At 68.4% G+C, this 15518-nt stretch carries 12 protein-coding genes; 8 read left to right on the top strand and 4 right to left on the bottom strand.

Annotated features, from left to right (window positions below; translation table 11 throughout):
- Window positions 1–37 precede the first annotated feature (37 nt).
- From BM417_RS47270 to BM417_RS39595, 5 genes are read left to right on the top strand one after another with little or no spacing between them, the layout of a single operon-like run.
- Window positions 38–847 carry a hypothetical protein gene (locus tag BM417_RS47270; RefSeq protein ID WP_143139002.1) on the top strand — a complete coding sequence of 270 codons (810 nt, stop codon included), beginning with the start codon at window positions 38–40 and terminating at the stop codon, window positions 845–847.
- Window positions 847–3213, top strand: a complete 2367-nt coding sequence (locus BM417_RS39610) for a GcvT family protein (protein ID WP_093605161.1) — start codon at window positions 847–849, stop codon at window positions 3211–3213. Before BM417_RS47270 ends, BM417_RS39610 begins: the two co-directional genes overlap by 1 nt.
- Complete coding sequence (gene solA, locus BM417_RS39605; RefSeq protein ID WP_281251401.1) at window positions 3210–4307, top strand: N-methyl-L-tryptophan oxidase; 1098 nt, start codon at window positions 3210–3212, stop codon at window positions 4305–4307. Before BM417_RS39610 ends, solA begins: the two co-directional genes overlap by 4 nt.
- On the top strand, window positions 4304–5416 hold the full coding sequence (locus tag BM417_RS39600) for an aromatic ring-hydroxylating oxygenase subunit alpha (protein ID WP_093605159.1): 1113 nt from the start codon (window positions 4304–4306) through the stop codon (window positions 5414–5416). The genes solA and BM417_RS39600 overlap by 4 nt, the downstream gene beginning before the upstream one ends.
- Before the next feature lie 44 nt (window positions 5417–5460).
- Window positions 5461–5721, top strand: a complete 261-nt coding sequence (locus BM417_RS39595; RefSeq protein WP_093605157.1) for a hypothetical protein — start codon at window positions 5461–5463, stop codon at window positions 5719–5721.
- 3 nt (window positions 5722–5724) lie between these two features.
- Here BM417_RS39595 and secA2 read toward each other — a convergent pair whose 3' ends face one another.
- From secA2 to BM417_RS39580, 3 genes are all read right to left on the bottom strand, one after another.
- Window positions 5725–8010: an accessory Sec system translocase SecA2 gene (gene secA2, locus BM417_RS39590; RefSeq protein WP_177320866.1), complete on the bottom strand. Its 2286-nt coding sequence runs from the start codon at window positions 8008–8010 to the stop codon at window positions 5725–5727.
- A 95-nt stretch (window positions 8011–8105) separates the two neighbouring features.
- On the bottom strand, window positions 8106–9407 hold the full coding sequence (locus BM417_RS39585) for an MFS transporter (protein ID WP_245822591.1): 1302 nt from the start codon (window positions 9405–9407) through the stop codon (window positions 8106–8108).
- A gap of 9 nt (window positions 9408–9416) precedes the next feature.
- Window positions 9417–12341 (bottom strand): carboxyl transferase domain-containing protein, encoded by a 2925-nt coding sequence (locus BM417_RS39580; protein WP_093605151.1) that lies wholly within the window; start codon window positions 12339–12341, stop codon window positions 9417–9419.
- Window positions 12342–12519: 178 nt separating this feature from the next.
- Here BM417_RS39580 and BM417_RS39575 point away from each other — a divergent pair, with 178 nt between their 5' ends.
- Both BM417_RS39575 and BM417_RS39570 read left to right on the top strand, forming a co-directional pair.
- Entirely contained in the window at window positions 12520–13299 is a 780-nt protein-coding gene (locus tag BM417_RS39575; RefSeq protein ID WP_093605149.1) for a sporulation protein, read from the top strand.
- Window positions 13300–13385: 86 nt separating this feature from the next.
- Entirely contained in the window at window positions 13386–13658 is a 273-nt protein-coding gene (locus tag BM417_RS39570; protein WP_093605147.1) for a GlsB/YeaQ/YmgE family stress response membrane protein, read from the top strand.
- Here BM417_RS39570 and BM417_RS39565 read toward each other — a convergent pair.
- The gene (locus BM417_RS39565; protein WP_093605145.1) at window positions 13651–14271 is read right to left on the bottom strand and encodes a TetR/AcrR family transcriptional regulator; all 621 of its coding nucleotides are present in this window, start codon (window positions 14269–14271) and stop codon (window positions 13651–13653) included. The two genes, BM417_RS39570 and BM417_RS39565, sit on opposite strands and share 8 nt — an antisense overlap.
- 92 nt (window positions 14272–14363) lie before the next feature.
- On the opposite strand from BM417_RS39565, the gene BM417_RS39560 reads away from it, so the two are divergent.
- A complete protein-coding gene (locus BM417_RS39560) occupies window positions 14364–15509 on the top strand; it encodes an acyl-CoA dehydrogenase family protein (protein WP_093605340.1) in 1146 nt (381 codons plus the stop codon).
- Window positions 15510–15518 lie beyond the last annotated feature (9 nt).

The raw sequence follows: 15518 nt of genomic DNA, 5'->3' as shown, positions 1-15518 counted from the left end.
GACGTCCGGCCAGGAGGTGCGGAGGCGTTCGGCGAGCGTGCCGCCGAACGCCGCCGAACGCCACCGACGACTCGTGCGAGGCGTACGCGATCCAGTCGAGCATGTCGTCGGTCCAGATGCCTTCCGCGCCGGTGCAGGTCGGTTCGAACGTGTCGAGGTCCAGCAGGCAGCCGGGGTCGCCGTGCTCCCGGATCTCGACGACCCGGCGCAGCCCCGTGCTCCGCAGCGCCTCGCGGACCAGTCTGACGCCGGGACCGTCCCACATCGCGTCGTCGCGGACCGCGATCAGGCCCTCGGGCACGGGGCCGATGATCGGGTGCCACACGGTCGTGTTCCGCTGAAAGCCCCACCGCTGTTCGATTCGGCGGCGCCACGCCTGTGCCTCCTCGTCACTGAACACACGCCGGTAGGGCAGTGGCTCGACCACGAGGTCCCTCGCGGTCATCCAGCTCTTGACCGCCCTGCGGAACAGCTCGCGTTCCGCATCGGCCTCGAGCGGGCCGAGGTCCGTCGTGAACATCGACCGCGCGGTCGTGGCCGCGGTGGCGAGCCGGGCGAGGGGTGGCAGGGCGTCAGGATCGAGTCGTTCGACCTCGCTCAGCATCGCGTCTGCCACGTGGCGCCAGGGGAGTCCAGCTTCTCGTTGCGGCTCATCAGGTACCTGCCCGCCATCGTGTGCAGGGTGGTGGACTCCATGCCCGATTGTGCGGTCGATGTCCGTTCACGCGCACACGATTTCCTTGACCGCGCGAACGGCGGTATTGACAGCCGGACCCCCTGGCCGCAACTTGTTGCAGATAGCGGAACGAGTTTTGTCACTCGCAACTGCGGCGAAGGGGTGTCCTGATGCCTGGTGAAGTGCCTCGCGTGGTGCTCGTGGGGGCGGGGATCGTCGGGTGCGCGCTGGCCGACGAGCTCACCGATCGGGGTTTCACCAACGTCACGGTCCTCGACCAGGCCGGCGGCCTCGCGGTCGGCGGGTCCAGCAGCCACGCCCCTGGCCTGGTCTTTCAGACGAACTCCTGCCGCAGCATGACCGCCTTCGCCCGCTACACGGTCGAGAAGTACACCGCTCTGGGCTGCTTCGACCAGATCGGCGGCCTGGAGATCGCCACCAGCCCCGAACGGCTCACCGACCTCTCGCGCAGGCACGGCTGGGCCACGTCGTGGGGCGTGCAGAGCCGGCTGATCGACGCGGACGAGGTCGCGCGCCTGCACCCGTTGCTGGACCGGGACCAGCTGCTCGGCGGGTTCCTGATCCCGAGCGACGGTCTCGCGAGGCCCGTTCAGGCCGCCGAGATCCAGGCGCGGCGGGCGATCGAGCGCGGGGCGCGGTTCGAGTTCGGGCAGAAGGTCGTCGTCGTCGAGACCGCGGGCGACAGGGTCACCGGCGTGCGGACCGAGACGGACGTGTTCGCCGCGGACATCGTGGTGTCGTGCGCCGGGATGTGGGGGCCGGTGCTGGGGGAGATGGTCGGGCTGACCGTCCCGCTCGTGCCGATGGCGCACCAGTACGTGTTCACCGGCAACGTGAACGCCGACGCGGAAGCGCTTGCGCGGCAGCCGATCCTGCGGCACCAGGAAGCCGACCTGTACTTCCGCTCGCACGGCCAGGCGCTGGGCATCGGCGCGTACGGGCATCGGCCCATGCCCATCGCCGCCCAGGACATCACCGGCTCGGAGCTGCCGTTCACCGAGGAGGACTTCAAGGCCTCGTGGGAGTCGGCCGTCGAGCTGATTCCCGCGCTGGCCGAGGCGGGGGTCGAGAGCGGCTTCAACGGGCTGTTCTCGTTCACCAGCGACGGGATGCCGTTGCTGGGCGAGCATCCTGGCCTCAAGGGGTTCTGGGTCGCGGAGGCGGTGTGGATCACGCACTCCGCCGGGGTGGCGCGGTCGATGGCCGAGTGGATCGTCGAGGGGCAGCCGGAGCTGGACCTGCACTCGAGCGACCTCAACCGGTTCGAGCAGGTGCAGCTGGCGCCGGACTACGTGCTGGAACGCAGCTGCCAGAACTTCGTCGAGGTCTACGACCTGCTGCACCCGTTGCAGCCCATGGAGAGCCCGCGGCCGATCCGGACGAGTCCGTTCTACGGCAGGCAGCAGGAGCTCGGCGCGTTCTTCCTGGAGGCGTCCGGCTGGGAGCGCCCGCACTGGTACGAGGCCAACGCCGGCCTGCCCGAGGTCGCCGAGGTGCCCGCGCGGGGCGAGTGGGCGAGCCGGTTCTGGTCGCCGATCTGCGGGGCCGAGGCGCTGGTGACGCGCAAACGGGTCGCGCTGTTCGACATGACCCCGTTGAAACGGCTGGAGGTCAGCGGGCCGGGAGCGCTGGAGTTCCTCCAGCACATGACGACCAACAACCTCAACCGCAAACCCGGCGCGGTCGTCTACACGCTGCTGCTGGACGAGCAGGGCGGCGTGCGCAGTGACCTCACGATCGCGCGCCTCGACGCGACGACGTTCCAGGTCGGTGCGAACGGCAACCTCGACCTCGACTGGCTCACCCGGCACGCGCCCGATGACGTCTACGTCAAGGACATCACGGCCGGAACGTGCTGCATCGGCCTGTGGGGCCCGCTCGCACGCGATCTGATCAACGACATCGCGCACACTCTGGACACGCGGAAGGGGTACTTCACCGCGCAGTGGGCGTTCATCAAGAACGTTCCGGTGACCGCGCTGCGACTGTCCTATGTGGGCGAACTCGGCTGGGAGCTCTACACCACCGCGGACATGGGTCCGAAGCTGTGGGACACGCTGTGGGAGGCGGGGCAGCGGCACGGGGTCATCGCGGCCGGGCGCGGCGCGTTCAACAGCCTGCGCCTGGAGAAGGGCTACCGGTCGTGGGGCACGGACATGACGACCGAGCACGACCCGTTCGAGGCGGGGCTCGGGTTCGCGGTGCGCCAGGACAAGGAGTTCCTCGGCAAGGGCTCGCTGCACAACCTGACCTCGACCAAGAAGCTCACCTGCCTCACGATCGACGACCCGCGCAGCGTCGTGCTGGGCAACGAACCCGTGTTCCACCAGGGAGAACCGGTCGGGTACGTCACCAGCGCCGCCTACGGCTACACGACAGGTCTCAACATCGCGTACGCCTGGCTGCCCAGCGAGATCGACGACGAGGTCGAGATCGAGTACTTCGGTCGGAAGGTCACCGCGCGCCCGGCGCGGGAGCCGTTGTACGACCCCGAGATGAAGCGGCTCCGGGGGTGATCTACGACGTCATCGTCATCGGGCTCGGCGGCATGGGCAGTGCTGCCGCCTACCGGCTCGCCCAGCGCGGGAAACGGGTGCTGGGGCTGGAGAAGTTCACGCCTGTGCACGCGCACGGGTCGAGCCACGGCGGGTCGCGCATCACGCGGCAGGCCTACTTCGAGGACCCCGCGTACGTTCCGTTGCTGCTGCGGGCTCATGAGATGTGGGACCAGATCGAACGGGACAGCGGCGAGCACGTCTTCCACCGCGTCGGCGGAGTCATCGTCGGCGATCCGGACCGCGGCGCCATCACGGGTAGCCGGGCGAGCGTCGAGCAGTTCGGTCTGAAACACGAACTGCTCGACGCGTCCCAGCTGCGCGAGCGCTTTCCCGGGATGCGTCCGGCGGACGACGAGATCGGGCTGTACGAACCCGGCGCGGGCTTCGTGGTCCCGGAGACTGCCGTGCGGGCCCATCTTGCGCTCGCCCAGCGGGCGGGTGCCGACCTGCGCTTCGAAGAGCCGGTGACGCACTGGGAGTCCGGCAGGGTCACCACGGCTCGTGCCACCTACGAAGCCGAACACGTCGTCGTGTGCCCCGGCCCGTGGGCGCCGGAGTTGCTGGGAGACCTGGGAATCCCGTTTGAGATCGAACGTCAGGTCCAGTTCTACTTCACCCCGGACGAGGACTTCCGCGACCACCCGATCTACATCTGGGACCGTGCCGACGGCACGAACTTCTACGGCTTCCCCGCGCACGACGGCGCAGTCAAGGTCGCGTTCCACAGCGGCGGCCAGATCTGCACGCCCGAGACCATCGACCGCACGGTGCACGCCCACGAGGTCGAGGCGATGGCGAACGCCACCAGGTCGCCGATGCCCGGCCTCGCCGGCACGTTCCAACGCGCCGCGACCTGCATGTACACCAACACCGCCGACCGGCACTTCGTCATCGCCCGCGAGCACGACGTGACGGTGGCGTGCGGCTTCTCGGGGCACGGCTTCAAGTTCGTGCCCGTGGTCGGCGAGATCCTCGCCGACCTCGTGATCGACGGGGCCACGCGGCACCCGATCGGCCTTTTCGACCCGGCTCGCTTGAGAGGCAGAGTATGACCGGCAGCCTGATCTCCACCCTCGAGGGCCGCTACTACACCGACCCCGCGATCTTCGCGCGGGAACAGGCGGCCATCTTCGAGAAGATGTGGTTCTGCGCGGTGAAGTCGGGCGACCTGCCCAACGCCGGCGACTTCCGCACGGTGCAGGTCGGGCGGGAGAGCGTGCTCATCGCGCGCGACCGCAAAGGCGGCCTCAACGCGTTCCTGAACGTCTGCCGCCACCGCGGCGCGCGCATCTGCGTCGACGAGGCCGGCAGCGTCAAACGGGCGTTCCAGTGCCCGTACCACGCCTGGACCTACGCGCTGGACGGCAACCTGATCGCCGCGCCCAACCTCACCTCGATGCCGGACGTCGACCGCGTTGCGTACGGACTGACGAAGGTGCACTTGCACGAATGGCTCGGCTACGTGTGGGTGAACCTCGCCGAGGACCCGCCCAGCTTCGAGGACGACGTCCTGAGCGCCGTGACCGAACGCCTGGGCTCGTTGGAGGGCATCGACGGCTACGAGATCGACCAGTTGTCCGTGGGCAGACGAATCGTCTACGACGTCAAGGCCAACTGGAAGCTCATCATCGAGAACTTCATGGAGTGCTACCACTGCGCGACGATCCACCCCGAGCTCACCGAGGTGCTGCCCGAGTTCGCCGACGGCTACGCGGCCCAGTACTACGTCGGGCACGGCGCCGAGTTCGGTGACGAGATCAAGGGTTTCACGGTCGACGGCAGTGAGGGATTCGAGAAACTCTCGTCGCTGGAAGAGGAACGCGACAGGAAGTATTACGCCATCACCGTCAAACCGCAGGTGTTCATCAACCTCGTGCCGGATCACGTGATCCTGCACCGGATGTACCCGCTGGCGGCGGATCGGACGATCGTCGAGTGCGATTGGCTCTACGCCAAGGAAGTGGTCGACACCGGCCGTGACGTCTCTCGCTCGGTCGAGCTGTTCCACCGGGTGAACGAACAGGACTTCGAAGCCTGCGAGCGATGCCAGCCCGCGATGGCCTCCCGCGCCTACGCGCAGGGCGGAGTGCTGGTGCCCTCAGAGCACCACATCGGCGGTTTCCACGAGTGGCTCGTCCAGAAACTGGAATCAGCCGACTAGGGGATCGACTGCTCACCCGTGCACGGCGAAAGCTGGCACGGGTGATGGAGCAGACGGACTTCTTGCTCCCGGACGGGGAGCACGAACACCTGCGCCGCATCCGGCTTCTGGCCGAGCGCGCGGAACGGACGGCGCACAACCGGTCCAACCTCGTTGGCCCACCGCCGTCGCAGGAACACCTGGACATCCTCGCGGAGATCAGAAAACTGACCGACGAGATGACCACGCCCAGAACAGTCAGACGGGCCGAGGCGTTGCCCCGGCCCGCCAGATCCGCGGACGATCTCGTCCCGGGGAAGATCTGACTGTCAGCGGCGCTGGCCGCGCACCATCTTCACGAGACCCTTCATCGTCTCCTCGAGCCCGGAGCCGAACGGGTTGTCGTGCACCAGGTACGTCCACGTCGAGCTCGGGCGCTTGACCCCGGCGTCGGCGAGGTCGTAGCCGTCGTCGGTGATCTTCGCCGCCTCGTACTTCTCCTTGGTGAGCTCCCACGACTCCGGCACGATCTTGTTGAACGCCGGGATGGCCTCGCGGTGGAACTCGTCCAGCGGGTTCTGCCGGGCCAGCGCGCGCAGGTGGATGCCCTCGCGCAGGTCCGACAGGAACGTGAGGTGGTGCGTCCACAGGTCGTCGAGGAAGAACAGCGTGATCTTGCGGGCGGCGTCGGCGGCGATCTCGTCCGGCGCGCCTTCCTTCTCGCCGACCTTCTCGAACGCCGCGTCCGTGCGCAGCACGACGTCGCGGTGCTTGAGCAGCAGGTCGCGCTGGTGCTCGATCAGCTTGTTGTAACGCCAGGTGTTGCGGTGGATCTCCAGGTTCACGCCCTCGGCCACGCGCTGCGCGTGCTCGAAGGTGTGCAGCAGGCCCTTGTCGTGCACCCGGCCGTCGTTGTCCACTTCGGACGGATCCTCGGCGTCCGGCGCGTACTGGGTGATCAGCTCGTCCTGCATGGACGAGAAGAACACCGAGCCGCCGGGGTCGCCCTGACGTCCGGCGCGGCCGCGCAGCTGGTCGTCCAGGCGCGACGACGAGTGGCGTCCCGATCCGATCACGTACAGGCCGCCCAGTTCGGCGATCCGGTCGTGGTCCTCGCCCTCGTGGCCACCGAGACGGATGTCCGTACCGCGACCGGCCATCTGCGTGGAGACCGTGATGCGCTGGTACGAACCGGCGTCGGCGATGATCGACGCCTCCTCGGCGTCGTTCTTCGCGTTGAGCACCACGCACTCGATGCCGGCGGCGCGCAGCTTGGAGGAGATCCGCTCCGACTCGGCGACGTCGAGCGTGCCGACGAGGATCGGGCGCCCGTTCTCGTGGGCCTCCTTGATCTCCTCGACGATCGCGTCTTCCTTCTGCTCCAGCGTCGCGTAGAGGCGGAAGTGCTCGTCCTCGCGGATGTTCTCCTTGTTCGGCGGGATCACGAGCACCTCGAGCTCGTAGAACTCCCGCAGCGTCTCGGCGACGGCGACGGCGGTACCGGTCATGCCGCAGCGCGTCGGGTAGCGCGACAGCAGCGCCTGCACCGTCATCGAGTCGAGGATCTCGCCCGACTCGGTCGTCTGCACGTTCTCCTTGGCCTCGACCGCGGCCTGAAGGCCGTCCGGCCACCGCTGGAGCTTCGCGACACGGCCACGCGTGTCGTTGATGAGGTGCACCTTGCCGTCACGCACGATGTAGTCGACGTCGCGGTGCAGCAGCACCTGCGCGTGCAGCGCGACGTTCACCTTCGACAGCGTGGAGGTGACGTGCTCCTGCGAGTACAGGTCGATCTCGCCGAGCGCCCGCTCGACGGCCTCGGACCCCGCGCCCGTGAGGAAGACGTTGCGCTCCTCGTCGTCGATCTCGTAGTGCAGGTTCTGCCGCAGCCGCTTCACCAGGTCCGCGATGACGGGGTCGGCCGCCTCCGCACTGGTCGAGCCGGCCAGCACCAGCGGCACGCGCGCCTCGTCGACGAGCACCGAGTCGGCCTCGTCGATCAGCGCGACCTCCGGCTCGGGAACGATCAGGTCTTCCTCGCGGGTGACGATCCGGTCGCGCAGGACGTCGAACCCGATCTCGCTGACCGGCGCGTAGGTGATCTCGCACTGGTAGGCCTCGCGGCGCTCCTCGGCCTTCGAGCTGCCGTTGATCCAGCCCACGGTGACCCCGAGCAGCGCGTACAGCGGCCCCATCCACTCCGCGTCGCGCTGGGCGAGGTAGTCGTTGACGCTGACCACGTGGACGCGCTTGCCCTTGATCGCGAACCCGGCTGCGGCCATGGCGCCCGCGAGCGTCTTGCCCTCACCGGTGGCCATCTCGACGACGAGCCCGCTGAGCAGGCCCAGCGCACCCAGCACCTGCACGTCGAACGGCCGCTGCCCAATGGCGCGCTCGGCGGCCTCCCGGGTCAGCGCCACGAGCTCGGTGTCCGTGCTCTCCTCGCGCAGCTTCTTGGCGTGTGCCGTCAGCTCCTCGTCGCTGAACGCCTTGAACGTCTCGGCGTGTTTCTCCACGTCCGAGAGCAGGGCCTGGAACGGGGCGAGGTCGATCGACCCCGGTTTCTGCGCGAACCTGCGCATCCGCTGCTTGAAGCGCGCCATGAGAGTGGTCACGACGCGCCAACGTACGGCATCGGCCGGATGTTCCGCAGAGGTCTTGACTGTGAAGGCCCGATTTGTCCCTCGGGTCGGGCCTTCACAGCCTCTGATCAGGCCCGTTCCGGCTGGTGCGTCTCCGGCAGCTTGATCACCGAGACGAGCGTGCACAGGCCCATGACCAGCAGGAACGCCGACACCGACATCGACGTGCCGGTCGCGCCCAGCAGTGCGGTCATCACGAACGGCGTGCCGCCGCTGACCAGGATCGACGCCAGCTGGTACGCGAGAGAGGCACCCGAGTACCGCACGTGCGGCTCGAACAGTTCACCCAGGTAGGCGGCGATGGGCCCGTACACGAGAGAGGACGCGATGCCTCCGACCGTGGACGCGACGAACATCAACACCAGCGAGCCGGTGTCCACGAGCAGGAAGTACGGGAACGCCCACACGATCATGCCGATGGTGCCCGCGATGATCAGCGGACGGCGCCCGAGGCGGTCCGAGGCGTGGCCGGCCCAGAGGATGACCGGGATGCTCACGATGGACGACAGCAGGCTGACGATCAGCACGGACTCGCGGGCGAGGCCGAGCGTGGTGGTGGCGTAGGACAGGACGCCCGCGATCGACACGTAGAAGATCGCGTTGGAGGCGAACATCAGGCCCGCGCCGAGCAGGATCGGCTTGCGGTGGGTCCGCAGGACCTCCTTCAGCGGGGCCGGGGCGACGGCGGGCTCGGTCGCGCGGCGTTCCTTCAGCTCGCGGAACACCGGGCTGTCCTCGACCTTCAGCTGGATGAACAGCACCACCGGGAACAGCAGCGCCGACGCCAGGAACGGCACGCGCCAGCCCCACGACGCGAACGCCTCCGGCGAGAGGGACGTCGTGGCGCTGATGAAGGCGACGTTGCCCAGCAGCACGCCGATCGGAACGCCGGCCTGGCCGAACGTACCGGCGAAGCCACGCTTGCGAGGGCCTGCCGTCTCGGTCAGCAGCAGGACCACGCCGCCCCACTGACCGCCGACCGCGATGCCCTGCAGGAACCGCAGCAGCACCAGCAGCAGCGGTGCGCCGACGCCGATGGACGCCGTGGTGGGCAGCAGACCGATGAGGAACGTCGCCGCCGCCATCAGCCCGAGACAGATGACGAGGGCCGGTTTGCGGCCGGCCTTGTCGCCGACGTGGCCGAAGACCAGGCCGCCGAGCGGGCGGGCGACGAAGCCCGCCCAGAACGTGCTGAACGACAGGAGCAGCGCCACGATCGGCGTCGCCTCCGGGAAGAACAGCTTGGGGAACACCAGTGCCGCGGCGGTCGCGTAGATGAAGAAGTCGTACCACTCAAGACTTGAACCGACGAGCCCGGCTGCCATGAGCCGGCGTAAGGTCTTCTGTTCCGCAGGGGCGACGCTGACCACGGATTCTCCTCACCACGTGTCGATGAACGGGCGTTTCTTCCCTTGGGGACGGGAAGTTGCAGGGGCCAGCGCCGTGGTGATCCAGCGGCGGGTGTCGGCCGGGTCGATCACGTCGTCGATCTCGAAGACCGAGGCGACGTTGAGGGCTTTGCCGTGCTCGTAGGCCATCGCGACCATCTGGTCGTAGCGCTGCTTGCGTTCGTCCGGGTCCGCGATGGCGTCGAGTTCTTTCTTGAAGCCGAGTTTGATGGCGCCTTCGAGCCCCATCGGGCCGAACTCGCCGGTGGGCCAGGAGATCGCGAACTGCGGGACCTTCAGGCTTCCGGCCGCCATGGCCTGGGCGCCGAGACCGTACGCCTTGCGGAGGATCACGAGTCCAAAGGGGACGGTGAGGTTGGCGCCCGTCACGACCATGCGGGTGAGGTGGCGGACGGTGGCGGTGCGTTCGGCGTCGGGTCCGACCATGAACCCCGGGGTGTCGCACAGGGAGACGACCGGGAGGTCGAACGCGTCGGCGAGCTGGAGGAAGCGGGCGCACTTGTCGGCGGCGTCGGCGTCGATGGCGCCGCCCAGGACGCCGGGGTCGTTGGCGATCAGGGCGATGGGACGGCCTTCGACGCGGACCAGGGCGGTGACGACGGCCTTGCCGAAGCCTTGGCGGAGTTCGAGGACCGAGCCGGTGTCGGCGAGGGTGGTGATGAGCGCGCGGATGTCGTAGGCGCGCAGGCGGTTCTCGGGGACGGCGTGGCGGAGGAGGCGCTGATCCTCGCAGGACCACTCGGCCGACGTGCCCTGGAAGTACGAGAGGTACTTCCTCGCCACGGCCACGGCTTCTTCCTCGGACCCCACCGCGATGTCCACGACGCCGTTGGGCACCTGCACGTCGAGCGGCCCGATGTCCTCCGGCCGGAACGTGCCGAGCCCACCTCCCTCGATCATCGCCGGCCCGCCCATGCCGATGTTCGCGCCCTCGACCGCGATGATCACGTCGCACGTGCCGAGCAGCACCGCGTTGCCCGCGAAGCACCGGCCCGCCACCACCCCGACCAACGGCACCTGGCCGCTGAGCCGCGCGAACGCGTGGAACGAGCCGCAGTCCAGGCCGCTGACCATGCTGTGGTCGGTGTCGCCGGGACGCCCTCCGCCACCCTCGGCGAACAGCACCACCGGCAGGTTCTCCTGCTGTGCCAGGGCGAACAGCCGGTCCTTCTTCTGATGGTTGCGCAGGCCCTGAGTACCGGCGAGCACGGCGTAGTCGTACGACATCGCCACGACTCGCGAGCCGTTGACCACACCGATACCGGCCACCATGCCGTCGGCGGGCGTGCGCTCGATCAGGTCTTCCAAAGAACGACGTTGCCTTTGCGCCGCGATCGCCAGTCCGCCGTACTCGACGAAGTCCGAACAGAGATCCGCGATGTTCTCCCGCGCGGTCCGCCCACCTCGGGCATGCCGTTTCGCGGCAGCCTCGGGGCGGTCGAAGTCGTGCCGCGCCAGCACCTCCGCCAGATCCGGCCGGACGTGCGCAGGGTCCACGTCGGCAACGTCCTCAGTGGACTCGCCTGCGCCGGAAGCCAGCACCTGGCCCTCGGACACGGTGTCGCCCACCGACACCAGCACGTCGCCGGACACCCGCACGACGTGCTGCATCTTCATCGCTTCGAGCACGACGGAATCGGGGGCGACAGCGACCACCGTCCCCGCCAGCGGCGCCCGCATGCCCGAAACCGGTTCCTCGACCACGAAGTCCGTCGTCGCCCCGACGATGTCGCGCGCGAGCAACGAGCGCAGGAACTCCAGGTTCGTGGAAACGCCCTCGACCTGGAACTCGCCCAACGCCCGCCGCGCCCGGTTCAGCGCCACGTCCAGGTCCTCGCCGTGCACCACGAGCTTCGCGAGCAACCCGTCGTAGCGCGTCCCGACCCGATAGCCGACGTACCCGTGCGTGTCGACGCGGACGCCCGGCCCGGCAGGCAGTCCGAACGACGACAGCACGCCGCCCGAGGTCTGGTTCAGCCGCACCTGCACGGCCGCGCCGCGGTCATGAGGCGTGAAGTCCACGTCGCCGCCCCAGGCGAGCAGCAGCTGGGTGCGCACGAGGTCCACTCCGGACACCATCTCGGTGACGGTGTGCTCGACCTGGAGCCGCGGGTTGACCTCCAGGAACGCGAACGAGTCCCCGGACACCAGGAACTCGACGGTGCCGACGCCGGTGTAGCCCGCCGCGACGGCCAAAGCGGCAGCCGCCTCGTGCAAAGTCTTGCGCAGCAGGGGATCCAGCAGGGGAGCGGGCGCGATCTCCACGACCTTCTGGTGCCGCAGCTGCAGCGAGCAGTCGCGGTCGCCGATCACGGTCGTCCCGACGAGCTGCACCTCGATGTGCCGGGCGGAGGGCATCAACCGTTCGAAGTAGACGTCCCCGACGCCGAACGCGGCCAGCGCCTCCGCCTGGCACGCCTCGACCGCGGCGTCGAGTTCCGAAGGCCCGTACACCGCCCGCATGCCCTTGCCGCCACCGCCGGCGACCGCCTTCACCATCACCGGGAACTCGCCGGGCAGCGCGTCCAGCACCGGGATCCCCAGCGAGGAGGCCAGCTCCCGTGCTCGCCGTTTGTCACCGAGCAGTTCCAGAACGTCAGCGGAAGGCCCGACGAAGGCCAGTCCGCGCTCGGAACACGCCCGAGCGAACGCGGCGTTCTCGGACAGGAATCCCCACCCCGGATGCACGGCCTGGCACCCCTCGGCGGCGTCCAGCAGCTGATCCACATCCAGGTACGGCGACGGCCCACGTAGTGCCACGGCACGGTCCGCGAGCGTCACGTGGAGCGAGGAAGCGTCGTCCTCCGCGTACACCGCCACGGTGCGTATCCCCAGGTCAGCCGCTGCGCGCAGGACGCGCACGGCGACCTCACCCCGGTTGGCGACGAGCAGCAAGACAACCTCCTGAGCGACCGCTTAGTATGTGACGGCGGTCGCATGTTGCCATCTGAAGTGAACGGAAGTCCATACGGAACCGATCGTGGGGCTGAGGCGTCAACGGAACACTTCGCCGCAAACGGGCGATCCAGTTGGCAGACTCCCCGCAAACATGCAAGGGCTTCAGGAGGCCGCAGTGGTGTTCAAGAGGATGATGCGCGCGTTCGGTGTGGGCGGGCCGACTGTCGACACGGTGCTGACGAACCCCAACGTCAGGCCTGGCGAGGTGCTGTCCGGTGAGGTGCGCATCGCCGGCGGCGACCACCCTGCCGAGATCGACCACGTCACTCTGGCGCTGCTCACCCGCGTCGAGGTCGAGAGCGGCGACAACGAGTACAACACCAACATGGAGTTCCACAAGTTCTCCGTGGGACAGCGGATCCTGGTTCAGCCGCACCAGAACCTGTCGCTCCCGTTCCAGGTCCCGGTGCCGTTCGAGTGCCCGATCAACGTCGTGGGCGGCCAGCAGCTGCACGGCATGCAGCTCGGTCTGCGCACCGAGCTCGAGGTCCGCGGCGCCGTCGACCCCGGTGACCTCGACCCGATCTGGGTGCACCCGCTCCAGTCCCAGGACGCCGTCCTTCAGGCGTTCGGGCACATGGGCTTCCGCTTCACCAAGGCGGACAACGAGCGCGGCCGCATCCACGGCGTGCCGCAGCAGCTGCCGTTCTACCAGGAGATCGAGTTCTACCCGCCGCCGCAGTTCGCGAGCCGTGTCAAGCAGGTCGAGCTGACGTTCGTCACGACGCCGGGCGAGCTGCACGTGATCCTGGAGGCCGACAAGCGCGCCGGACTGCTCCGTGCGGGCGGCGACGCGTACGGCCGTTTCGCCGTGTCTCACCAGCAGGCGGTCGGCACGGACTGGACCGCGACGATCAACCAGTGGATGAGCCAGGTCTCCGGTAGCCGCTGGTAGTTCTCGCGCTGCGGACGGCCACGATCAACGGGATGATTTTCTCCGAGATCCCCGAGTGCATCGGGGTGTAGCGGGAGGAGGCGTCCGTGACCATCGAGAGCATTCTCGGCGCGCTCATCATCGGTCTGATCCTGGGCTTGCTCGGCAAGCTGTTCGCACCGGGCAAGCAGGCCATCCCGATCTGGCTGACCCTGCTGGTCGGCATCGCGGCCGCGTTCATCGGGTCGTGGATCGCGCGGCTGCTGGGCGTGGAGGACACGGCGGGCATCGACTGGATCGAGGTGATCGTGCAGATCGTCGTCGCCGCGATCGGTGTTTCGCTCGTGGCCGGTGTGTACGGCAGGAAGTCGGTCAGTTAGGTCGGACCATCCTCAGGACGAGGTCGGCGTACAGCGCGCCGATCTCGTCCGGGGTCCGCTTCCCGCTCGGCTGGTACCAGCGGGCGACGTCGATGCACAGCGACAGCACGGCCAGGGTCGCGCCCTTGAGGTCGGGGACGTCGAACACGCCCTCCTTGATGCCGTCCGCGATGTAGGCCCGCATCCGCTGCTCGATCTGCCGGCGCAGCTCCGCCACCTCCGCGTGGTGTTCGGGAGAGAGCGCGCCGAGCTCGTACTGCACCACCCGCGCCGTCGTGTGGAACTCCGCGTGCCATCCCGCGAACGCCGCCACCGCGTTCCTGAGCCGCTCCACCGCGCCGGTGCCCTCGATGCCCGACAGCAGCGTCAGCGACGTCTCGTGGCCGACGAGCGAGATGTTGAACAGAAGCTCCTCTTTGGACCGGTAGTGGATGTACACGGCCGCGGGGGACATTCCGGCCAGCGAGGCTATGTCCCTGGTCGTCGTGGCGTGATATCCCTTGCCTGCGAACGCGTGGGCGGCCGCGATGAGCATCCGGCGGGCGGCGTCCGGGGTGACGGCGCGCCAGGTCTCGTCGAGCAGCGAGAACCCTTCCAGTCCGGTCGTCGTCATCGGGCGGCTCCTCGCGTGTTGACAGGTGATGGATCGTACTGCACGCTAAGCGAGCGCTTAGCGCTAAGCAACCGCTTAGTATGGAGGTAGTCGTGCAGCGGACGCTGTTCAACGAGGATCACGCCGCGTTCCGGGAGTCGGCGAAGGCGTTCGTCGAGCGCACGATCACGCCGAACGTCGAGAAGTTCATCGAGCAGCGGGTGATCGACCGGGACGTGTGGCTGGAGGCCGGTCGCCAGGGCCTGCTCGGGCTGGAGATCCCCGAGGAGTACGGCGGCAGCGGCGCCAACGACTACCGGTTCAACACGGTGTTCGCCGAAGAGCTGTGCCGGGTCAACGCGGCCGTCGCGTCGTCGCTGGGCATCCACGGCGACGTCGTGGCGCCCTACCTCGTCGACCTGTGCACCGAGGAGCAGAAGCAGCGCTGGCTGCCCGGCATGTGCACCGGCGAGATCAAGACCGGCATCGCGATGACCGAGCCGTCCGGCGGCTCCGACCTCGCCGCGCTGAGGACCAACGCCGTCCGTGACGGTGACGACTGGATCCTCAACGGCTCCAAGACGTTCATCACCAACGGCTACACCGCCGACATGATCGTCGTCGCGGCCCGCACCGACCCGTCCAAGGGAGCGCGCGGCATCACGCTGTTCGCCGTCGAGACCGGCATGCCCGGCTTCGAGCGCGGCCGCAAGCTCGACAAGGTCGGCCAGCACCCGTCCGACACCGCGGAGCTGTTCTTCTCCGACGTGCGCCTGTCCGCCGAGCACATGATCGGCGCGGAGGGCCAGGGCTTCATCTACATGATGGAACGCCTGCCGCAGGAGCGGATCGGCGGCGCCATCTCGAACCTGGCGCACGCGCAGGGCGTCTTCGACGAGACGCTGGAGTACGTCAAGGAGCGCAAGGCGTTCGGGCAGGCCATCGGCAAGTTCCAGCACAACAAGTTCCTGCTCGCCGAGCTGCGCACCAAGCTGGACGTCTCGCAGGCGTTCATCGACACGCTCACCATGCAGCACGTGCGCGGCGAACTGAGCCCCGTCGAGGCGGCGCAGGCCAAGTACTGGAGCGCCGACGTCGAGAACGAGGTCATCGACGCCTGCGTGCAGCTGCACGGCGGCTACGGCTACATGACCGAGTACCGCGTGGCCCGCGCCTGGATGGACGCCCGCGTCACGAAGATCTGGGCGGGTTCCAACGAGATCATGAAGGAACTCATCGGCCGCGACCTGGGCCTGTAGGAGGTTTTC

The sequence above is a fragment of the Lentzea waywayandensis genome, from assembly GCF_900115955.1.
In the GTDB taxonomy this organism is placed as follows: Bacteria; Actinomycetota; Actinomycetes; order Mycobacteriales; family Pseudonocardiaceae; genus Lentzea; species Lentzea waywayandensis.
Note: the sequence above shows the minus strand (reverse complement) of the source record. Positions and strands in the feature narration are given on the sequence as shown.